Consider the following 21,200-nt stretch of genomic DNA (forward strand, 5'->3'; position numbering starts at 1 on the left):
GCCGTCCACCTTCAGGCGCGTCCTCAGAACGGTAGCTCGCCCTGTTCGCCAGGCTGGCGCGGCGCTTCCCGGCTTTCCGCCTGCAGATGCAGCATCAGCCCGCTGAGTCGGCGCACCTTGCGCCGCAGCGCTTCCTCGAATACCCCGGGGTGGCTTTCCACCAGGCTGAACCAGTCGCGGGCGCGGGTGATGCCGGTATACACCAATTCCTTGGTCAACACCGGGTTCAGCGCGTCCGGCAGGACCAGCGCGGTATGCGCGAACTCCGAGCCCTGCGACTTGTGCACGGTCATGGCGAACACGGTGTCCACCTCGACCAGGCGGCTCGGCAGGACGAAACGCACCCCGCCGCTGCCATCGTTGCGCGGGAAGGCGACCCGCAAGGCGAAGCGCAGGCTACCGTCGGCGCCGCGCTCGGGCAGGCGCAGGGCGATGCCGATGTCGCCGTTCATCAGCCCCAGGCTGTAGTCGTTGCGCGTCACCAGCACCGGTCGTCCCTCGTACCAGCCGTGGTCGGCGTCGATCAGGCCGAGTCGCAGCAGTTCCGCCGCCACCCGCTGGTTCAACCCCTCCACGCCCCAGGGACCGCGGCGCAGCGCGCAGAGCAGGCGGAAGGCATCGAACGCCGCCAGCACCGACTGCGCCCAGCGCTCCCAGACCTCGCTCTCCAGCGCCAACCCGGCAGGCGGACGGCCCTCGGCCAGGCGTTGCAGGTAGTGCCGATAGCCGTATGGGGTTCCAGCCGCGCGCGGATGCCCGTCGACGAACAACCGGGCGAAAGCCACGTCTCGCTCGCCGCGCAGGCGCAGATCGAACAGGTCGGCGGGCGGCTGGTCGAGCAGCGCGCGGGCATCCGCGGCCTGTTGCCGATTGACCAGCCGCGCCAGGCGGCCGATCCCGCTGCTGGCGCCGAAACGCCGGGAATGCCGCAGCATCACCGTTTGCTGCGCCAGCGGATGCGCCTGCGCCGAACCTTCGCGCAAGCCCTGCCAGGTTTCGCCGCTGACCCGCTGCAACCAGGCGCGGGTCTCGGCGCTGTACCAGCCCTCCTCGGCATCCCGGCAGAGATCGCCGAGCACCGCGCCGGCCTCTACCGAGGCCAACTGGTCCTTGTCGCCAAGGAGGATCAGGCGCGCCTGCGGCGGCAGCGCGTCGAGCAGGCTGGCCATCATCTCCAGGTCGATCATCGAGGCCTCGTCCACCACCAGCACATCCAGCGCCAGCGGGTTGTCCCGGTGATGGCGGAAGTGCCGGGTATCCGGCCGGCTGCCGAGCAGCCGGTGCAGGGTGGTGACCTCGGCGGGGATCGCCTGCAGCACCGCCTCCGGCAATGGCAGGGCGCGGACCTGCTGGCCGATGGATTCGGACAGGCGCGCCGCGGCCTTGCCGGTGGGTGCCGCGAGGCGGATGCGCAGCGGCTGGCCGGCGGCCACCGCCGGCGCCTGGAGCAGGCCGAGCAGGCGTACCACGGTAGTGGTCTTGCCGGTGCCCGGGCCGCCGGTGATCAGACTGAAGTAACCGCGCGCCGCCAGGGCGCAGGCCAGCTTCTGCCAGTCGGTGACGCGCCGGCCGTCTTCCCGCGGCGGCTGCGCGAACAGCGCGGCCAGGCGTGGCGCCAGGTCCTCGGCCAGGGGCGCCCGGCGCGCCAGACGCTCGCGCAGGGCCGCGGCGATTTCCAGTTCATGCCGCCAGTAGCGGCGCAGGTAGAGACGCTGATCGCAGAGCACCAGCGGCGAGGCCTCCTGGTCGCTCGCTGCGGGATCGTCCGCACGCCCGTCGACCACCTCCACCAGCGGCGAACCTGCCAGGGCCTGGCGCCAGGCGTCGAGGCGCACACCCTGCAGCAGCTGCGAAGGCAGCAGGACATCACCACCTTCATCGCCTTCCGGCGGCAGCGACAGGGCCGCGTCGGGGGCGCCGAGGGTCGCGTCCAGGTCCAGGCAGACGTGGCCATGACCCAGTTGGTGGCTGGTCAGGGCCGCCGCCAGCAGCACCCGGGGATCGGCCTGCGGCTCCAGTTCGACGAGGAAGGCCACGAGCGCGCGGTCCAGCGCGCGCAACCAGCCGCGCGCCACCCACAGGTCGAGCTGGCGCAGCAGATCGTGGCGCGCCGCCAGCGGTTGCGTCAGCCGCTGGTCGCCAGTATCGCGAACTTCGCCGGCCAGTTGCTTGAGGGTCGGATTCATCGCGGGACTCCCGACTGGCCGCGGAACAGAGCGTCCAGGTCCTCGATCAGTTCGCGCGGCGGTCGTTCGAAATGCAGGCCCTGGGTCGCCGCGCGGGCGCCGCGGAGGAACAGGTAGACGGCGCCACCCACGTGGCGGTCGTAGTCATAATCGGGCAGGCGCGCCTGCAACTGCCGGTGCAGGGCCAGCAGGTAGAGGACGTATTGCAGGTCGTAGCGGTTCTCCAGCACCGCGGCGGCCATCGCTTCCGGGCTGTAGGCGCCGTCGTCGGCGCCCAGCCAGTTGGACTTGTAGTCGGCCACGTAGAAACGCCCCTGGTGCTCGAAGACCAGATCGACGAAGCCCTTGAACATGCCGTTCAGCAGGGTCGGCGCCAGCGCCGGGCGCGCCGCGCCACCAAGGGTATGGCGGCGGACCAGGGCGTCGATCGCCTCGGCCTGGACCTGGTGGCTGGCGAACCAGAACTCCATTTCCACCTGGTAGGCGAGCAGCCCGGCCAGGCTGGCTTCGCCGCCGGGCCAGCGCAACGGTTCGGCGAGATACTGTTCCAGCCACAGGTCGAGCGGTTCGGCCCAGTCCTTCCAGCCACGCAGTTCGCAGCGCCGGGCGATCAGCTCGCGACGACGCGGGGCATCCGCCCGGGCCGCCTCGAAGCCTTCGCGCCCGGCCCACTCGAGCAGGCCGTGGAGGAAGGTGCCGGGCGCCGGGCCGCGCGGGAAGCGGTGCAGGTCGTCGCGCATCGCGCTGGCGACGGCGGGCGGCGGCTGCTCGGCGGAGCGGCCCTCTTCCTGGAAAGTGGCTTCCTCGGCGCTGATCGGCTCCTGCGACTCGGCGACGGCGACCGCCTCGTCGTCCTCCAACCCGCTGGAAGCCTGCAACTGCAGGCCGGAATAGCTGGCGACCCACCATTTCTCGCGGCTGCTGCGGCAGGTCTCGCGCGCCTGCCCGAGCGCCTCGCCGCGCCCCATCACATAGGGTTCGGCATCCGCCGGCGGCGCCGGCTCGACGACGATCCCCGCACATTCGCCACGCAGCGCGGCGAGGCAGCTCGCAAGACCCTCGCCGCTGATCGCGGCGCCGCCGGCGAGCAGGTAGCCCATGGCGCCCTTGTGCAGTTCGGGTGATCGGCTGTTGCCCGCCACCAGCGGCGCGATGCCCAGCCACACCGAGTGCCGCGCACGGGTCAGGGCCACGTAGAGCAGGCGCATGTCCTCGCCGAGACGCTCGTCGTTGGCCTGCTCGTAGGCGCGTGCGGCCTGCTCCTTGCGCCGCGCCAGCTCGACCACCTGCCCCGGGATGCCGTCCTCGTGGAAACTGGCCGGTGCGCCGCTATTGCCGTCCAGTTCCTTCCAGCTGCAGATGAAGGGCAGCAGTACCAGTGGATATTCCAGGCCCTTGGATTTGTGGATGGTCACCACCTTGATCAGGTCGGCGTCGCTTTCCAGGCGCAGGATCTCTTCACTGCCGGGGCTCTGCAACTGCTCGGCGAGGTGGCGGACCAGCGCATGCTCGCCGTCCAGCTCCACCGCCGCGCGTTGCAGCCATTCGGCCAGGTGCAGCAGGTTGGTCAGGCTGCGCTCGCCGTCGGTATGCCGCAGCAGGCGCGCCGGCAGCTCGAAGTCGGCGAGCAGGCGCCGCAGCATCGGCAGCACACCCTGGGTCTGCCAGAGGCGACGATAGTCGCGGAAGCGCAGGACCATCCGTTCCCAGAACAGTTCGTCCTGGTTCAGCCGCTCCAGGGTCGCCCAGTCCAGGTGCAGGCTGCGGCTGGCCAGGGCGACCCGCAGCAGGGTATCGGCGCCCGGGTCGGCGCAGGCGCGCAGCCAGTGCAGCAGGTCGGCGGCTTCCTGGCTATCGAACACCGAGTCGCGGTCGGACAGGTAGACGCTGGCCAGACGCCGCGCCGCCAACGCGCTACGGATCGCCTCGGCCTCGGCGCGACCGCGGACGAGGATGGCGATATCCGCCGGGCGCAACGCCCGCCAGCCGCCCTGTTCGTCGGCGAAGCCGGCGCGGCCCAGGTCGGCCAGGCTCAGCCAGCGGCGGATGGCACTGGCGCTACGCTCGGCCATTTCCTGGCGATACGCCGCGGAGCCGAGCACGCCGGCTTCGGCGTCGAGGCACCAGAACGTCATCGCCGGCGCCTCGGCACCATCGATCGACAGGCGTTCGGCGCGCCCCTGGGCATCGACCGCATGGAACGGCAGCGGATTCTCCACCCCCTCGCGGGCGAAACGAAAGGCGCCGCGCGGATGCTCTTCGGCGAAGGCGAAACAGCGGTTGGCGGCCGCCACCATGGCGGCGGTCGAGCGGAAGTTCCTGCCGAGGGTGTAGTGGCGGCCGCGAGTGGCTTCCCGCGCACGCAGGTAGGTATGGATGTCGGCGCCGCGGAAGGCATAGATCGCCTGCTTGGGGTCGCCGATCATGAACAGGCCGGTCTCCCGCGCCTGGGGCCCGGCGGGATCGGCGGCGATCCGGTAGATGCGTTCGAAGATCCGGTACTGCACCGGGTCGGTGTCCTGGAATTCATCGATCAACGCCACCGGGAACTGTTCGCGGATCAACTGCGCCAGGCGCTCGCCACCGGGACCTTGCAGGGCGCGGTCAAGACGGGTGAGCAGGTCGTCGAAGCCGATCTCGGCACGCCGCTGCTTCTCGACCTCCAGTTCGCGGCCGACCTCGCCCAGCGCGTGCAACAACAGGTGGGGAGCGATATCGGGACGCTCTTCCTGATGCGCGGCCCAGGCGTCGATGGCCCGCAGCGCGGGATGCTCGGGCGCGGCACGCTTGGCGGTGAGCTTGATCCGGGTCTGGCCGAACTTGCCCAGGTTGGCCGGCTGGTCGCCGCCCTCGCTCCAGTCCGCCAATGCCTGCAACCAGGCGTCGAAGGTCTCGTCGCTGTCCTTGCCGCGATAGCTGTTGCCGTTCAGGCAGGGACGCAGCTCGCGCAGCAGCGTTTCCAGTTCGACGCGCGCTGCGCGCCAGGCGGCGCGGGCTTGCGCGTCCAGTTGGTCGAGCTGGCGATACCAGTCGCCGCCCCGCTCCAGCAAGGCTGCCAGCGACTCGGGCGCACTCAGCGCCTGGTCGGCGTAGCGGAAATCGGCGTCCTGCCGCGCCAACAACGGCTGCAGGGCCTTGCCCAGCGCCTCCGGCCCGCTGTAGCAGCTGGCCACGGCTTGCGCCGCCTGCGCCGTCAGGCCGTAGAAATTGCGCCGCCAGTAGTCCCGCACCACTTCGGCGAGCAATTCGCTCTGGTCGGTTTCCAGGTTCTGGGTGAACAGGCTGCCGCTGTCGAAGGCGTGTTCGCGCAGCATCCGGTAGCACCAGCTATGGATGGTCGACACCGCTGCCTCGTCCATCCACTCGGCGGCCAGCCGTAGCAGACGCGCGCAGCCCGGCCAGCGTTCGGCGGGATATTGCTGGCGCAGCGCGACCAGCAGGCCGTCGTGGCTCGCCTGCGGCTCGGCGAAGCAGCGCGCCGCTTCGGTCAGGCGACTGCGGATACGCTCGCGGAGCTCACGGGTCGCCGCATCGGTGAAGGTCACCACGAGGATTTCCGGCGGACTCAGCGGCCGGCCGAAGGCGTTCTCGCCACCATGGTCGAGGACCAGGCGGACATACAGCAGGGCGATGGTGAAGGTCTTGCCGGTCCCGGCGCTGGCCTCGATCAGGCGGCTGCCGTGCAACGGGAAATCCAGCGGATCGAGGGGCGCGGGCATCTGTGCAGTCATGCCGGTTCCTCCGTGCCACGGCCCAGGGTGGTCAGCAACGGTGCGTAGAGCAGTTCGGCCCAATGGGCGAAGCCACCATCGGCGAGAAGCCGATCGAAGTCCGGGTAGACCCGCGCCAGAGCCGGCGAGCCATCCACTTCGCCGCCGACGTTGAAGCCGCCTTCGTAGCGCTTGCGCGCCTCGCGTGCGGCCTTCTCCGGCTCGCCGGCGCCACCGCCGGCCAGCCAGGCGAAGGCTGTCCGGCAGGCCACCGGCAGGGGCCGGCGCATGCCTTCGCGCCAGGCGTCGAGCAGCCGGTCGAGGTGTTCACCGGCGCGCTCGGCCGGCAGCGGCGGAATCTCCAGGGTTCCGCTCTGGCTCACCAGCACGCTGCGCACCGGCTGGCCGAGCATCTGCAAGGCAAGGTGCTGCAACCAGTGGCGCACCAGGCTATGCCACTTGTAGCCGCGCCCTTCGTGGAGCTTGCCGCTGAGCAACTGCAGGCGCGCCAGGCGTCCGGATGCGTCGCGGCGCAGTCCACCGAGCCAGTCCTCCAGTTCCAGCCCGGAAGGATGGCGATGGCGCAGTTCCTGCTGCTGCTCGACTACCTCCGGCCAGCGCTGGATTTCCTGGCGATAGCGCCAGAGCAGGTCGGGCAGCGGTTGCAGCAAATGGCGCGCGGAGAACTCGCCGAACGCCGCCAGCGGCAGGCGCCCCTGCCGGCGCAGGCGCTCGACCTGCGCCTGCAACTGCGCCGGCAGCCGCTCGGCGTCCCAATCCAGCTCCACCCAGCGCTTCAGGCGCTCGGTCAGCTCGAACTGCAGCTTCCAGTTGTCCAGGGCATCCAGTTCGAAGGGTTCTTCGTCGTTGCCGGTCAGTTGCTCGTCGTCGAAACGCACCTTGAGCCGCTGCTGGAAGAAGGCGTTCACCGGGTTGGCCAGGAACTCCGCCAGCGGGCGCAAGCCCAGCGCGCCCTCCAGGACCAGCGGGGGCAGCGGCGCCTCGGCCTCGGCAGCGGCGGCTTCGTCCTCGCGGTGGACTTCGCGCCACTCGCGGGCATAGGTGAACAGACCGTCCACGCCCTGTGCCGGCGCAGCCTGGAAATAGCGCCGGCTGAACGGCTGCAGCGGATGTTCCTGGGTCAGGGCGCGCAGCAGCGCATCGCCGTCAGCGTCCGGAGACAGGCGCCAGCCGGCCGCCAGGTGATCGCGCAACTGGCCGATCAGCACCGAGGGCGGCCGCTCTTCATTGTCGCGGATGCTTCGCCCCACCCAGCTCACGTAGAGCTGCTCGCGCGCCGAGAGCAGCGCCTCGAGCAGCAGGTAGCGATCGTCCTCGCGCCGCGAGCGGTCGCCGGGACGGTAGTCGTTGCGCATCAGGTCGAAGTCCAGCGGCGCTTGCTGGCGCGGGTAGTCGCCGTCGTTCATGCCCAGCAGGCAGACCAGCCGGAACGGGATCGCGCGCATCGGCATCAGCGTGCAGAAGCTCACCGCGCCAGCCAGGAAGCGCTGGTTCAGGCCGCCCTGGTCAAGACCGCCGAGCCAGGCCTCGCGTACCACGCTGAGCGGCAGCGGTTCGGCGAAAGCCGCGCAGGCGCAGTGTTCCTGCCAGCGCTCGAGCAGTTGCAGGAGCTGGGTAAGCAGCAGTTCGTCGCGCTCGTCGTGGGCCTCGAAGAATACCGTGAGCAAGGCCTGCAGGCGCTCGCCCCACTGTACCGGGGTGGCCGGCTCGGCCAGTTCGGCATAGGCCACCTCGAGGCGCTCCAGCAGCACCGCCAGCGGGCCGGCCAGGGCCGCGTCGAGACCACCGACCTCGTCGTAGGGCTGGATCCCCTGCAGGGCCGCGCCCTCGCCGACGGCATAGCCGAGCAGCATGCGCCGCAGGCCGAAGCGCCAGCTGTTGCCCTCCAGGCCCGGCGGCAGGCCGAGACGCTCGCGCTGCGCGGCGTCCAGGCCCCAGCGTACCCCCGCACCTTCGATCCAGCGATGCAGGATCGCCAGGTCGGCCTCGTCGACGCCGAAACGCCGGCGCAGTGCCGGGACGTCCAGGAGGTCGAGGATTTCACTTACCGCGAAGCGGCTCTCGGGCAGTTTCAGCAGGTGCTCCAGGGCGATCAGCAGCGGTTCGCGGCCGCGCTGGCCCTGGTCGGCGAGGGTGTAGGGAATGAAGCGCTGGTCGTCGCGCGGCACCTGGCCGAACACCGCTTCGATGTGCGGCGCGTAGGCGTTGATGTCGGGGACCATGACGATCACGTCGCGCGGCTTCAACCGCGGATCGGCGTTGAAGCGGGCGAGCAATTGGTCGTGGAGGATCTCCACCTCGCGCTGCGCGCTGTGCGCTACCTGGAAGCGGATCGAGGCATCGTGCTGCGGGCTCACCGGCGGCCAGTGCCGACGGGTCTCCGCCAGCGGGCGCAGTTCGAGGATGTCGTCCTGCAACTGGCCGAGCAGACTGGCCGGCGGCTCCTCGCTGAACAGGTCGATGCGCCCGCCGTTGACCTCGCCGAACAGCGTGCGATAGCTGTCCGGGTCGTCGTAGCTGTCGAGCAGGTTGATGTAATCGCGGCCCTGCTTGCCCCAGGCCGCCAGCAGCGGCTGGGCGTGCTGGTGCTGGAGGTCCTCGTCGAGGCCGGTCGGGGTGCCGGCGCGGCGCTGCTGGCGGCGGTACTCGTGGCGCAGCAGGTCCTTGTCGGCGACGATGTCGGCCCAGTGGTGGCGGCAGGGGTTGTGCACGCAGAGCAGCACCTGGCTGAACCTGGCCAGGGCGGCCAGCGCCTCGAGGGTCTGCGCCGGCATCGAGGAGATGCCGAACACCACCACCCGCCGCGGCAATGCGCGCGGCGCGACCTCGGCCGAACGCAAGGCCTCGATGAAACGTCGGTGCACGCCGGAACGGCTGCGGGCCAGGCTGTCGGCGCCGACGTCGGCGAGCAGCGCGCGCCACAGTTCGGCCTGCCAGCGTTCGCTGGCGTCGAGCGGACGCGCCTTGCCGTTCGCCGTGCGCAACTGGTCGCGCCCCTGGCTCCAGTCGTCGAGCCAGTCGCCGCGGTAGACCTGGTACTGGTCGAACAGGTCGGCCAGGCGCTCGGCCAGTTGGTGGCGCTTGCGCAGGTCGGCGTCATCGGCGAGGAAGCGTTGCAGGGCATGGAACTCGGGACGCTCCAGCAACCCCGGGAGCAGGCGCATCAGACGCCAGGTCAGCGGCGCCTTGTCCAGCTCGGAAACCTCGGGAATGCTCTCGCGACCGAGCACCGCGCGGTAGGCCTGCCAGAGGAACTGCGCCGGCAGCTGCACCTCCAGCGCCGCGGCGATGCCGCCACCGCCGCCGCCGTCCGCGCGCGGATCCTCGGCCAGCGCCAGCTTCAGCCACTGGGCGATACCGTTGCTGTGCACCAGGATCCGCTCGCTCTCCAGCGGCGCCAGCGGATAGCGGCGCATCCAGGAGACGGCGAGGTCGCGCAGGTCGTCCAGGCGGTTGCCATGGACGATCATGAATCCGGGCGTGAGGGCTGTGGTTCCCAAGGGTTCTGGCATCGGTACGGCTATTCCTGGCGCAAGGCTCTGGCGGAAGGATCAGGATCGGGCGGCGGCGAAGCGGCGCTCCAGGTCGGCGCTGTCGGCCAGGCGGAAATCGCTCCAGCGTTCGCTCAGGCCGAGGTGGCTGTCCGCCCGGCAGTCCGGGGCGCTGGCGCAAAGACGGGTGAAGGTGTTGACCACCTCGACCATCTCCTCGCGTTCGGCGCCGACCAACAGCGCCGCGTGCGCCAGCACCACCGGCCGCCCGGCGCCATTGCGCCGCCAGCGTTGCGCGGTACCGGCGAGCTTGCGCCCGTCCAGGGTTACATTGTAGCGGCCGTCGCAGAAGGAGCCCGGCACGGCGCCGACGCCAGCGTCCAGTCCGCGCTCGCGCAGCCAGTCGCAGATCGGCTGGCAGAGCCGCTGGTAGGCGGTCTCGATGCGCGTCTGCTCGTTGTCGCCAGCGCCCAGCGCATAAGAGAGGGCGATGTTCAGCACACCCGGCGACTGCGGTACCGGTTCGCCGCCGGTGTCGCGCAACAGCACCGGCCAGCCGCGCCCGGCGACCGCCGCGCTGGCCGGCTCGAATCGTTCCAGCCGCTGCATCCGGCGCGGCATGACCAGCGCCCGGTCGCGCGGCTGCCAGAGCAGCAGGGCATGATCGCGGACACCGCCGCACACCTCGTCGAGCAGGGCGCGCTCGGCGTCCAGCCCGTCCTGCACGGAAAACACTTCGACCACGATTCTTCCTCTTTTTTCAGGCGGGAACGGCACGGCCCCGGGGAACGGGGCCGTGCCTATGATAGCCAGTGGCGCCGCGTGCGTGCGCCGTGATCGCGAGGAAGATACAGGCAAATCAGCAGCTTGCCGATCGCAGGCGGGCCGGCCGGCGCTGCCAGAACTCGGCCAGCAGCACCCCGGCGAGGGTCAGCGCGCCGCCGACCAGGTGATGGACGGTCAGACGCTCGCCGAGCACCAGGGTGGCGATGCAGGCGGTGATGATCGGCAGCAGGTTGAAGAACAGCGCCATCCGGCTCGGCCCGAGACGGGCGACACCGTGCATCCAGGCCAGCGCGGCGACGATCGAGGCGAACAGCGCGGCGTACAGCACCAGCGGCAGGTTGGCGGCGTTCAGCCCGCTGCGCGGCGACAGCAGGTACAGCGGCAGCAGGGCGAGGATCGCCACCAGCACCTGCAGGTAGAGCATCTGCATCGCCGGCAGCTGCAGGCTCCATTTCTTCAGCAGCACGCTGTACACGGCATAGGACAGGGTCGCGACGATCATCATCGCGTCGCCGAGATTGACCCCGTGCTCGAGCAGCGCGCCGAGATGTCCCTGGGAGATCACCAGGACCACGCCGGCCAGCGACACCAGCGCGCCGAGCACGGCGCCGGGATTCAGGCGGTGGGCCAGGATGCTGCTGGCCAGACCCAGCGACATCAGGGGCATCAGCGACAGGATGATGCCCATGTTGGTGGCGCTGGTCAGGGCCGCCGCGTAGTAGGCCAGGCTCTGGTAGACGGCCATGCCGAGCAGGCCGAGGAGCACGAGGCGGCCGAGGTTGGCGCGGATGTAGCGGCGGTTGCGCAATACCGGCCGCAGCATGAAGGGAGTCAGCGCCAGGCCCACCAGCAGCCAGCGGAAGAAGCCGATCTCGGCGGGCTGGATGACGCCGACGGCGAGCTTGTTGACCACGGTGTTGCCGGCCCAGATGAACACGGCGAGCAGGGGAAACAGGTATTGCATGGAGGTTCCGGGCATGGACAAGGAATACCCGGCCATTCTGGACCAGTCCGAATACAGACGTATAATGAAATCCAGACAAACTACCCGTGCGTTCGGACATGTCGACCACCACCCTCCTGCGCCTGCCCGATCTCCAGGGCCAGCCGTTCGATGTCTATTTCCGCTACGACGAGTTCGGCGCCGACAGCCACTCGCCGCCACACACCCACGCCTGGGGCCAGCTCAATTATGCTTCGCATGGCGTGATGCAACTGGAGATCGACGGCCAGCGTTTCCTTTCGCCGCCGCAGTACGCGGTCTGGGTGCCACCGGGGCGGGAGCACAGCTGCTACAACAGCCAGGCCATCGTCTATCGCTCGCTGTACCTGTCCGCCGAGCTGTCGCGGCGCCTGCCGACGACGCCCTGTACCCTGGCGATCAGCACGATCCTCAAGGCGATCCTCTCGGACTTCGCCGAGCGCCGGGTCAACCTGCCGACCTCGGCGAAGGACCTGCGCCTGGCCCAGGTGGTGATCGACCAGTTGGAATGCGCCCAGCCGCATGACGACTACCTGCCCTACGGCCGTACCCCGGCACTGCGCGAGGTGCTCGACGCGCTGCAGGCCGAGCCGGGCGACAACCGCTCGCTGGCGCAATGGGCCGAGCGGGTGCACAGCACCGAGCGGACCCTGGCCCGCTACTGCCAGCGCGAACTGGGCATGACCTTCGGCGAATGGCGCCAGCGCCTGCGCTTTCTCTCGGCGATCGATGCGCTGGAGGCCGGCGAAGGCATCCAGCAGATCGCCTTCGACCTCGGCTACAGCAGTCCCTCGGCATTCATCTCGATGTTCCGCCGGCTGGCCGGCACCACCCCGGAACAATACCGCCTGGCCAGCCGCGCGCAGGACGCCTGAGAGGTGTCATCCGCCGTGCACGCGCGGCGGCTATGCTCGCAGCAGTCAGCACACCGGAGCCCGCATGCCTACCAACCGCCGCCATCCCGACACCGCCCGCACGGTATTCTTCGCCTTCCTCAAGCTGGGCTGCAGCGCCTTCGGCGGGCCCATCGCGCATCTCGGTTACTTCCGCGACGAGTTCGTCCGTCGCCGCGGCTGGCTGAGCGAAAGCAGCTACGCCGACCTGGTCGCCCTCTGCCAATTCCTGCCCGGCCCCGCCAGCAGCCAGGTCGGCATGGCCCTGGGCCTGGCCCGCGCCGGCTACCCCGGGGCGCTCGCCGCCTGGGTCGGCTTCACCCTGCCCTCGGCGCTGTTGCTGGTGCTCTTCGCCCTCGGCCTGGGACGCTGGGGCGCGCTGTTGCCCGCTGGCGTGCTGCACGGCCTGAAGATCGCCGCGCTGGCGGTGGTGGCCCAGGCGGTCTGGGGCATGGGCCGCAGCCTGTGCCCGGACCGCCCGCGCCTGGCGCTGATGGCGCTGGCCTGCGCCACTGTGCTGGCCTGGCCGAGCGCCTGGGCGCAGGTCGCGGTGATCGCCGGCGCAGGCCTGGCCGGCCTTGGCCTGCTGAAAACCGCCCCCGGGGCAGGCCACGAGGGCCTGCCGATCGCCGTCGGCTATCGCGCCGCGCTGTTGTTCCTCGCCCTGTTCGCCGCGCTGCTGGTCTGCCTGCCGCTGGCCGCGGGCCTGTGGCCGGAGCAGTGGCTGCGCCTGTTCGATGCGTTCTACCGGGCCGGCGCCCTGGTCTTCGGCGGCGGCCACGTAGTGCTGCCGCTGCTGCAGGCCGAGGTGGTACCCAGCGGCTGGGTCGATGGCGACACCTTCCTCGCCGGCTATGCCGCCGCCCAGGCGGTGCCGGGACCGCTGTTCACCTTCGCCGCGTTCCTCGGCGCGGCTTCGTCCAGCGGGCCGGGCGGCTGGAGCGGCGCGCTGCTGTGCCTGCTGGCGATCTTCCTGCCGTCGTTCCTGCTGGTCGCCGGCGCCCTGCCGTTCTGGGAGCGCCTGCGCCACAGTCCGCGGGCACGGGCCGCGCTGGCCGGGGTCAACGCGGCGGTGGTCGGCCTGCTGCTGGCGGCGCTGTACCAGCCGCTCTGGACCCAGGGGATCCTCGGCGCGGCCGACTTCACCCTGCTCCTCTTCGCCCTGCTGGCCTTGCTGGCCTGGCGCCTGCCGCCCTGGCTGGTGGTGCTCGGCTGCGCCATGGCAGGCGGTCTGCTGGCGGCGGCCGGCTAGGTCCTCAGGCCAGGCTCAGGCGCGCCGTCGACGCCGCCGCAACCTTGCCCGGTTCCGCATCCTCCGGGCGATAGCCCAGGCGCAGTCCGCCCCAGTGCTTGCCGTGGATGAAGATCGGTACCGAGAGATCGTGCATCAGCTCGCCGGTATCGCGGGTGTAGGTCTGCAACAGCAACGGCTGCTGGTGACTGCCGCAACGGATCCCGGTCCGATCGTTGAACAGACGCTTGCTGCGGCTGCGCAGGGCATCCGCCTGCGGGTCGCCGCTGGGCGGATGGGCGAAGGCGCGGTTGTGGGTCGGCACGTAGCCTTCGGGGGTGCAGGCAATGGCGAACACCAGGTTGCGATTGCGCTCCAGCAGCTGTTCCTGGATGCCCGGCAGGACCTGGTCGGTGTAGCTGTCGAAGCGCGTGCGGTACTTGGTCGGCTGGGTATTGGGCAACGGCTGGTAGCTGCGGTCGAACAGGTCGTCGAGGTCGATGCGCCCGGCACGCACGTCCTCCTCGAACCGCGCGGCGATGGCCGCCGCGCCTTCCCGGGCGAGGTCGTAGACCGCCTGGTGGTAAGCGTCCAAGCTGACCTCGGCGAGCCGTTCGCTGATCACCTCGGCCTGGTTCTCCAGTTGGCTGGCGGCCTCGCCGAGGCGCAGGGTCTGCTCTTCGCTGGCGCTGAGGTCGCCGCGCACCTGCTCGACCGCGGCGAACAGGCTGGCCAACTGATTGCGGTTGATCTCGGCGCCCTGGGCGATCTCGGTGATCTGGCTCTCCACCCCGGCGGCCAGCTCGGCGATGCCTTCCAGTTGCCGGCCGGTCAGCTCGACCTGGCCGACACCTTCGCCCAGTTCCAGCGACAGCTGGCGGATCTGCTCGACCACCTCGCTGGTCTGGCGCTGGATCTCGGCGATCATCTGGCCGACTTCCTCGGTGGCCTCGGCGGTACGCCCGGCCAGCCCGCGGACTTCCTCGGCGACCACCGCGAAGCCGCGACCGTGTTCGCCGGCGCGGGCCGCCTCGATGGCCGCGTTGAGGGCCAGCAGGTTGGTCTGGCTGGCGATGCCCTGGATCACCAGGGTGACCCGCTGGATGTCCTCGCTGCGCTGGTTCAGCGCCTCGATCGCCTCGCGGCTGGCGCCCATCCGCTCGCTCAGCTGGTGCATGCGCTCGATGGTCGAGGCCAGCAACGCCTGGCCCTCGTCGCTGCCGGCGCGCGCGCGGGTGGCGGCATCCATCGCCTGGCGGGCGAGATTGGAGGTGGCGCGTTCGGTATGGATCATCACCTCGGCGCTGCCGACGATCTGCTCGGCGGCGTCGAGCTGGGACTGCAGCTTCTCCGCCAGGCGCTTGACCGCGTATGCGACGCCGGCGGCCGACAGGGCGTTCTGGCTGGTGTTGTGAGAAAGGTCGCGGGCCAGCCGAGCGATGTCCGGCTCGCCGACCGCCGCCGCCGCGGTGCGGTTGCCGGGCAGCAGCCAGGGCCCCCAGAGCAGCGCGATGCCCAGCGGCATGGCCAGGTACAGCGGCAGCCAGCCATGCCGGGCGCCGACCAGCAGGAGGACCAGGGCCAGGCTCTGCAACAGGCAGATGAAGAAAATTCGGGAACGAGCGGGCTGCATCGGGTCTCTCCAGCCTCCGGAGCGTTGCGTCATGACCGCGCGGACGGTTCGGACGGACAACGCCGGGGCGTTCTTATTTGACTTGTGCCTGCGTTTGTAGCCTGCCCCCGGCAAGGCCGCCATCGTTCCTTAGTGGTATGGCCATTGGTGGGTATTCGACTAGCGCCCGCCCCGGCCGCATGCCGGAAACTCTCCACCGGACGCCACCGAGGGCCCGGTCCGGCGGGGTCATGCAGCGTTGGCACGGCCCGCTCGAAGAACTTCCGACCTGCCGTCCGTCGGCCCGTACCGTATGACAAGCCGGGAGCGCACGTTATAATTCAGCGCCCCATCCACAACCGGTAACGCTCGACTGGACTGTCGCCCAGCGCCGCGCGGATCTCGTTTCCGCACAGCCGAACCGTTGCCGGGCCTGCTCTTTTTGGACCCAGGACCACCCGTGACGAAAGACGAGTTGCGTGCCGCGCTGGCGCGCGAGGAACAACGTTACAAGGATGTCTACGGCGGCGAGGTAACGCTTTATGCCGCCCAGCCGGAACCCGACCGCAAGCCCTGGCGCAAGCGCCCCAGCGTCCAGGACCAGGCGTTCGACAGGGAACTGCAGAAGATAGAAGAAGAGCGTCTCAAGGCCGAACAGGAAGCGGCCGGAACCCTTTCATCAACCCCCAACCGACAGGAGAGCGACGGATAACGAAGCGTTTCAATGTGTTTCGTTTTTCCCGCAAAGCCCGATGCGCCGGGGCGTTGCCCGCGACAATGGCAACCTTCCGGAGTTCCAGACGGATAAAAAAGCATCTGGCATAATCGCCGCCCCGTCTCTGACCGGTTTCTCACATGTTCGATCTTTTCAGCGGGCTCGATGCCTGGGTAGGCGTCAGCCTGGTGCTGGCCCTGATCTTCGTCCTCAGCTTCGAGTTCATCAACGGCTTCCACGACACTGCCAACGCGGTCGCCACCGTCATCTACACCAAGGCGATGTCGCCCTACCGGGCGGTGATGCTCTCCGGCGTGTTCAACTTCCTCGGCGTGCTGCTCGGCGGCGTCGGCGTGGCGTATGCCATCGTTCACCTGCTACCGGTGGAACTGCTGATCAACGTGAACACCGGCCATGGCCTGGCGATGGTCTTCTCGTTGCTCGCCGCGGCCATCGCCTGGAACCTCGGCACCTGGTACTTCGGCATCCCCGCCTCCAGCTCGCATACCCTGATCGGCTCGATCCTCGGTGTCGGCCTGGCCAATGCACTGATCACCGACGTGCCGCTGGCCGAGGGGATCAACTGGCAGAAGGCGATCGACATCGGCCTGTCGCTGATCTTCTCGCCGATGGCCGGTTTCCTGGTCGCCGCGCTGGTCCTGCTCGGCCTGAAGTGGTGGCGTCCGCTGTCGAAGATGCACAAGACCCCGGAGACCCGCCGCGAACTCGACGAGAAGAAGCATCCGCCGTTCTGGAACCGCCTGGTACTGGTGCTGTCCGCCATGGCGGTGAGCTTCGTCCATGGCTCCAACGACGGGCAGAAGGGCATCGGCCTGATCATGCTGGTGCTGATCGGCATCGTTCCGGCCAAGTTCGTCCTCGACCTGAACAGCACCACCTACCAGATCGAGCGCACCCGCGACGCCGCGCTGCACCTCAGCCAGTTCTACCAGCGCCACACCGACACCCTCGGTGAGATGCTGGCGCTGGGCAAGAGCAACGCCAGCGAGATGCCGCAGTTCTACCGCTGCGATCCGAAGCAGACCGAACCGACCATCAATGCCCTGCTTCGCGACCTGCGCGGCGTGCCCAGCTACAACGACCTGAGCGCCGACGAGCGCGTGCAGGTGCGCCGCTACCTGCTGTGCCTGGACGACACCGCGAAGAAGGTCGGCAAGCTGTCCGACCTGCCGGCGCGGGAAAAGGCCGACCTGGAAAAACTCCGCAAGGACCTGACCGCCACCACCGAGTACGCGCCGTTCTGGGTGATCATCGCGGTAGCCCTGGCCCTCGGCATCGGCACCATGGTCGGCTGGAAGCGCGTGGTGCTCACCGTCGGCGAGAAGATCGGCAAGCAGGGCATGACCTATGCCCAGGGCATGAGCGCGCAGATCACCGCCGCCGCCGCCATCGGCATGGCCAATATCTACAGCCTGCCGGTGTCCACCACCCATGTGCTGTCTTCCGGCGTGGCCGGGACCATGGTGGCGAACAAGAGCGGCCTGCACGGCGGCACCGTGCGCAATATCCTGATGGCCTGGGTGCTCACCCTGCCGACCTCGATGGCGCTCTCCGCCGGCCTGTTCTGGCTGGCCTCGCAGTTCCTCTGAGCCCCGCCGTCCGCAACGAACGCCTGCTCCCGCAGGCGTTTTTTTTGCCCTCTACGCCTCGCCGGACGGCGGCGCCAGCGGCAGGCGTATCACGAACAGAGCCCCTTCCGGCAGGTTGCTCGCCGCCAGGCTGCCGCCCATGTTGCGCACCAGGTCGTGGCTCACCGAAAGCCCCAGGCCGGTACCCTTGCCTTCCGCCTTGGTGGTGAAGAAGGGTTCGAAGATCCGCTCCAGCAGGGCCGGCTCGATGCCGCCGGCGTTGTCGCGCACGTGCAGCTCCACCCAGCCCGGCTCGCGGCAGGCCTCCTGCGCCAGGACGATGCGCCGTTCGGCCAGTCCGGGGTTGCCGAGCAGGGCATCGCGGGCGTTGGCGAGCAGGTTGATGATCACCTGTTCGAGCTGGTCCGCATGCCCCCTGACCACCACCCGCTGCGCCGGCGCCCGGCATTCGACCTGGATGGCGTGCTGCTGCAGGCCTTCGCCGAGCAGGCCGAGGGCGCCTTCGAAGGCGGCATAGGGATCGAACGGCAGCGCCTCGACCGCCGATTTGCGGCTGAACACGCCGAGGTGGCTGACCAGTCGGTCGACGCGCATGACCTGGGCGTCCATGCGTTCCAGCTTCTCGTCCAGATAGCTTTCGTCGAGGCCGACGTTGTTCATCCGCTGGCGCATGTTGAACAGGGTCATGCGCAGCACGTGCAGCGGCTGCTTCACCTCGTGGGCCAGGCCGCTGACCATTTCTCCCAGGCTGGCCATCTTGGCGCCCTGCGCCAGTTGCTGCTGGGCCCTGCGCACCGGGGTGTTGTCGCGCCCGACTGCCTGCACCTCGAGTACCTGGCCGCGGTCATCGTAGAGCGGCCGCTCGGCCCACACCAGCCAGAGGAAGCGCTGTCCCGGCAGGTTGAAGCGCACCTCGGAGACCTCGATCGCGCCCTCCCGTGGCGCATCCAGCAACCGCGCCCGCAGGGCGCTGCCGTCCTCCGCCGCCAGCCACTCGTCGAGCCGCCGGCCGACCAGTTCCTCCGGGTGCGCCGCAAGGCAGTCGGCGAACGTCCGGTTCACGTAGGTGAGCACCAGGTCGGCGGTATAGCGGCAGATCAGCGCCGGCGAATCCTCCACCAGCGCCCGGTAGCGCTCCTCGCTCGCGGCGATGCGCTGCGCCGCCAGGTGCTGCTCGGTGACGTCCAGCCACAGGCCGACCGCTTCGCTGGGCAACCCTTGGGCATCACGCAGCAGCTTGGCTTCGTCATATAGCCAATGCCACTGGCCCTGGCCATCGGCGAGACGGTAGCGGGTCTTCACCCGCCCCTCGCGCAGCAACTCGCGTCCGCGGGCGAAGAAGGTCTCCAGGTCGTCCGGATGTACGCGCTCCGCCAGCGCTTGCCAGTTCTGTCCCTGCAGGTCGAGACCGAGCAGGTTGCTCGCGCTCTCGCTGTAGAACTCCGGCACCAGCCGCCCCTGCTCGACCCGCTGGACATAGATCACCACCGGCGCGCTATCGATCAGGTTGCGCAACCGCGCGTGGGCCGCCTGGGCGTGCTCCTCCTGGCGCCGGCCTTCGCTGATGTCGAGGAGGACGCCGGACAGCCCCGGCGCACTGCCGCCCCCCTGCGGGCGGCCTTCGATGCGCAGCCAGCGGCGCTCTCCACGGCTGTCCGGCTGGCGCAGGCAGAGATCCTGGGCCAGCGCCTGGCCACTGCGCAGGCTGGCGCGCAGGCGCAGGCCCAACTCGTCGGCGTCGGCAGGCTGCAACAGGTTCTGCAGTTGCTCCAGCGGCACGCGACGCTGCTCGCCGGTCAGGCCCAGGCTCTGCAGCAGCGCCGGCGACAGTTCGAACAACTCCTGCTCCGCCCGGTAGTACCACCAACCGCCACCGATCATCTCCTGCAGCAGGCCCAGCTTGCGGGCGCTGTCGCGCTGCGCGTGGAGTTCGCAGCGATCCGCCACCTGGTTCGCCAGCAGCTCCGCGAGATACTGCCAGTCCTGCGGCGCCGGCCCCTCGGCCAACTGCTCCAGCGAGACGGGCTTGACCAGCAGGGCGCCGACGCGCCCGCCGCGCATGGCCGCCGGCACCAGGTAGACAGCCTCCTCGCCGATCTGCCGCAGCAGCGCCGAAGCGCCATCGCCACTGCGCAGCAGGCGTACCCCACGCTCCTCGCGCAGCTCGCCATCGGCCAGATGCAGCCCGGGCCGCAGCAGGCTGTCGCTACCGGGCCGGACGTGGCTGGCGAAGACCGAGCAGGCGCCGTCGCCATCCCCCAGCAGCAAGGCGATCGCCTGCATCCGGAAGGCTCCGGAGAGCGATTCGAGGATCTCCTGGGTCGCCTCCGCCAGATGGCCCTGGGAGACATGCCGCAGGCGCGAGAGGACCAGCTTGCCCAGGCTCAGGCTCTGCAGTTGATGCAGCTGGCTGTCGGACTGCCAGTTCAGGTCGGAGATATCCATGCCCAGCAGCAATGAACGCCCCAACCCATCGAGCGGCTGCATCGGCTGGAAACGGCAGGTGAAGGGCGCCGCCGCATCGCTGCGCAAGGCCAGGTCGAGCCGTTCGCCGCGGCGCAGGGCCGCCAGCGCCGGCGCGCCGGGAGCGCGCCGTTCCAGGTACTCGGCGAGCGGCCGCGGTCCGTCGCCACGACCGTGGGGGCGCTGCAGGCGATAGGCCTGGCGACCGCCGACGCGGATCACCCGGTCCTGCTCGTCCAGCTCCAGGCACAGGTCCCAGCTCTTCAGCGCGCCCGCCCATTGGCCGGCGCCTTCCGGCGAAAGCGGCTCGCGCGCCTCGCAGGCGTCCGCGGCGGAAGACGAACGGGAAAACTCGAACATGCCACCACCTCACAGCAACAGGTTGGCGCTCGCCTTCAGGGTCTGCGGCAGGTTGGGGATCGCGCCGATGCCGGGAAAACGCAGCACCGGAATGATCGCCTTGGCCGGATCTCCGTACTGGTACTGCACGCAGACTTCGATCCGCGAGGTGGCACCGACATAGTCGGCATACTGGCCGTTTCCGGCGCAGGGCTCCAGGTTCGCCCGCCAGGTCGCCGGCATCCACGCCAGGCGCGCCAGCAGCTCGTCCCTGGCGCGGGTTTCGGCGAGCGCCTCGTAGCCCGGCTCCGAAGGATCCACAGCGACCGCCGCGCGCGCACCCACCGCCGCGGCATCGTTGAACGACTGCAGCATGAGCAGGGGGATGCTGTAGCTGATCAGGCCGTAGATCAGCGCGAAGAACAGCAGGAAGACCGCCGTGAATTCGATGGCGACGGCTCCCTTCTGGCCTCCCCGGAAAGCTTTTCTGTGCATGAGCTGACATCCCCGATCCGCATCCTCAATACTAGTCGGCATTGGCGTCGCCAACGCTAGCGAAAAAGTATTAATCCAGGATTTCGAAAAAGGCTGCCGAAAAGCATGGAACAATTAGCATTGGCGCTATGGGCAAGCGTTTGCGGTTATCAGGACATCAAACGTTTGCGCGTTTCAAACTGGCTTACCCTGGGCGGCCTTCTTATTTCCTTTATTTATTTATATGTGAAAGAGTCAAGCCTGGCCGGCGGCACGGTTAATATGGCAATGACCGCACTTCTTATAGGTGTCGCGCTCACCCTTCCCGGGTATTTCTCCGGTAGACTCGGCGCCGCCGACGTCAAGTACCTTGCCGCTCTGGGGCTGGCCAGCGAGCCGCTCACGGTCCTCTACAGCCTGTCCTTCGGCTGCCTGACATGCATAACGATATTCATGCTCCGAAAACTATTCGAACGCGCAGTTGGAAAATCCGTAATGCATGAGGAAGTTGGTAATCCGCAGGCACCGTCAAAAAACAAGACATTCCCCTTTATATTCGCCATGAGCGTCGGCCTTTTGGCACAGCTGACTATCAATGAAATTACCTGAGCAAACTTGCGGAAAACCTCACTTAGCGACTATATGCTTATGGCTAATACCATTCGGTATGGCTGCATTTCGTAATGC

Annotated in this window: 13 protein-coding genes; 5 read left to right on the plus strand and 8 right to left on the minus strand. The window is 69.1% G+C overall.

All coding sequences use genetic code 11. The annotated features are described in order from the left end of the window. Nucleotides 1-23: 23 nt before the first annotated feature. The 5 genes from recD to B7D75_RS21995 all read right to left on the minus strand — a co-directional run bounded on the left by recD (nucleotide 24) and on the right by B7D75_RS21995 (nucleotide 11,158). On the minus strand, nucleotides 24-2,186 hold the full coding sequence (recD, locus tag B7D75_RS21975) for an exodeoxyribonuclease V subunit alpha (RefSeq protein WP_058129668.1): 2,163 nt from the start codon (nucleotides 2,184-2,186) through the stop codon (nucleotides 24-26). Beyond that, nucleotides 2,183-5,917 carry an exodeoxyribonuclease V subunit beta gene (gene recB, locus B7D75_RS21980; protein WP_058146165.1) on the minus strand — a complete coding sequence of 1,245 codons (3,735 nt, stop codon included), beginning with the start codon at nucleotides 5,915-5,917 and terminating at the stop codon, nucleotides 2,183-2,185. Before recB ends, recD begins: the two co-directional genes overlap by 4 nt. Continuing rightward, complete coding sequence (recC, locus tag B7D75_RS21985; RefSeq protein ID WP_058174811.1) at nucleotides 5,914-9,429, minus strand: exodeoxyribonuclease V subunit gamma; 3,516 nt, start codon at nucleotides 9,427-9,429, stop codon at nucleotides 5,914-5,916. The genes recB and recC overlap by 4 nt, the downstream gene beginning before the upstream one ends. A 39-nt stretch (nucleotides 9,430-9,468) precedes the next feature. Further along, the gene (locus B7D75_RS21990) at nucleotides 9,469-10,152 is read right to left on the minus strand and encodes a lipoyl protein ligase domain-containing protein (protein ID WP_034080965.1); all 684 of its coding nucleotides are present in this window, start codon (nucleotides 10,150-10,152) and stop codon (nucleotides 9,469-9,471) included. Between the two features lie 115 nt (nucleotides 10,153-10,267). Continuing rightward, entirely contained in the window at nucleotides 10,268-11,158 is an 891-nt protein-coding gene (locus B7D75_RS21995) for a DMT family transporter (protein WP_012077104.1), read from the minus strand. Between the two features lie 98 nt (nucleotides 11,159-11,256). Between B7D75_RS21995 and B7D75_RS22000 the strand changes: the two genes are divergently transcribed. Further along, on the plus strand, nucleotides 11,257-12,051 hold the full coding sequence (locus B7D75_RS22000) for an AraC family transcriptional regulator (RefSeq protein WP_012077105.1): 795 nt from the start codon (nucleotides 11,257-11,259) through the stop codon (nucleotides 12,049-12,051). Nucleotides 12,052-12,115: 64 nt separating this feature from the next. Continuing rightward, entirely contained in the window at nucleotides 12,116-13,321 is a 1,206-nt protein-coding gene (gene chrA, locus B7D75_RS22005; protein ID WP_034080964.1) for a chromate efflux transporter, read from the plus strand. 4 nt (nucleotides 13,322-13,325) lie between these two features. Here chrA and B7D75_RS22010 read toward each other — a convergent pair whose 3' ends face one another. Next, on the minus strand, nucleotides 13,326-14,933 hold the full coding sequence (locus B7D75_RS22010; RefSeq protein WP_058129665.1) for a methyl-accepting chemotaxis protein: 1,608 nt from the start codon (nucleotides 14,931-14,933) through the stop codon (nucleotides 13,326-13,328). Nucleotides 14,934-15,372: 439 nt separating this feature from the next. On the opposite strand from B7D75_RS22010, the gene B7D75_RS22015 reads away from it, so the two are divergent. Both B7D75_RS22015 and B7D75_RS22020 read left to right on the plus strand, forming a co-directional pair. Next, the gene (locus tag B7D75_RS22015; protein ID WP_034080962.1) at nucleotides 15,373-15,624 is read left to right on the plus strand and encodes a hypothetical protein; all 252 of its coding nucleotides are present in this window, start codon (nucleotides 15,373-15,375) and stop codon (nucleotides 15,622-15,624) included. 143 nt (nucleotides 15,625-15,767) lie between these two features. After that, complete coding sequence (locus B7D75_RS22020; RefSeq protein ID WP_003153314.1) at nucleotides 15,768-17,237, plus strand: inorganic phosphate transporter; 1,470 nt, start codon at nucleotides 15,768-15,770, stop codon at nucleotides 17,235-17,237. Nucleotides 17,238-17,288: 51 nt separating this feature from the next. On the opposite strand, the gene B7D75_RS22025 is transcribed toward B7D75_RS22020, so the two are convergent. Further along, a complete protein-coding gene (locus B7D75_RS22025) occupies nucleotides 17,289-20,060 on the minus strand; it encodes a PAS domain-containing sensor histidine kinase (protein ID WP_058174808.1) in 2,772 nt (923 codons plus the stop codon). Nucleotides 20,061-20,069: 9 nt separating this feature from the next. Beyond that, nucleotides 20,070-20,576: a TadE/TadG family type IV pilus assembly protein gene (locus B7D75_RS22030; protein WP_079381867.1), complete on the minus strand. Its 507-nt coding sequence runs from the start codon at nucleotides 20,574-20,576 to the stop codon at nucleotides 20,070-20,072. 63 nt (nucleotides 20,577-20,639) lie between these two features. On the opposite strand from B7D75_RS22030, the gene B7D75_RS22035 reads away from it, so the two are divergent. Next, nucleotides 20,640-21,122 carry an A24 family peptidase gene (locus B7D75_RS22035; protein WP_033999729.1) on the plus strand — a complete coding sequence of 161 codons (483 nt, stop codon included), beginning with the start codon at nucleotides 20,640-20,642 and terminating at the stop codon, nucleotides 21,120-21,122. The last annotated feature ends 78 nt before the right edge of the window (nucleotides 21,123-21,200 follow it).

The organism is Pseudomonas paraeruginosa, from assembly GCF_003025345.2.
Lineage (GTDB): Bacteria > Pseudomonadota > Gammaproteobacteria > Pseudomonadales > Pseudomonadaceae > Pseudomonas > Pseudomonas paraeruginosa.

Excerpts from the sequence above, each read along its gene's own strand:
- B7D75_RS22000 (WP_012077105.1), top strand. The coding sequence starts at position 11,257 with ATGTCGACCACCACCCTCCTGCGCCTGCCCGATCTCCAGGGCCAGCCG.
- recC (WP_058174811.1), bottom strand. The coding sequence starts at position 9,429 with ATGCCAGAACCCTTGGGAACCACAGCCCTCACGCCCGGATTCATGATC.
- recD (WP_058129668.1), bottom strand. The coding sequence starts at position 2,186 with ATGAATCCGACCCTCAAGCAACTGGCCGGCGAAGTTCGCGATACTGGC.
- chrA (WP_034080964.1), top strand. The coding sequence starts at position 12,116 with ATGCCTACCAACCGCCGCCATCCCGACACCGCCCGCACGGTATTCTTC.
- B7D75_RS22035 (WP_033999729.1), top strand. The coding sequence starts at position 20,640 with ATGGAACAATTAGCATTGGCGCTATGGGCAAGCGTTTGCGGTTATCAG.
- B7D75_RS22010 (WP_058129665.1), bottom strand. The coding sequence starts at position 14,933 with ATGCAGCCCGCTCGTTCCCGAATTTTCTTCATCTGCCTGTTGCAGAGC.
- B7D75_RS22030 (WP_079381867.1), bottom strand. The coding sequence starts at position 20,576 with ATGCCGACTAGTATTGAGGATGCGGATCGGGGATGTCAGCTCATGCAC.
- B7D75_RS21995 (WP_012077104.1), bottom strand. The coding sequence starts at position 11,158 with ATGCAATACCTGTTTCCCCTGCTCGCCGTGTTCATCTGGGCCGGCAAC.
- B7D75_RS22020 (WP_003153314.1), top strand. The coding sequence starts at position 15,768 with ATGTTCGATCTTTTCAGCGGGCTCGATGCCTGGGTAGGCGTCAGCCTG.
- recB (WP_058146165.1), bottom strand. The coding sequence starts at position 5,917 with ATGACTGCACAGATGCCCGCGCCCCTCGATCCGCTGGATTTCCCGTTG.
- B7D75_RS22025 (WP_058174808.1), bottom strand. The coding sequence starts at position 20,060 with ATGTTCGAGTTTTCCCGTTCGTCTTCCGCCGCGGACGCCTGCGAGGCG.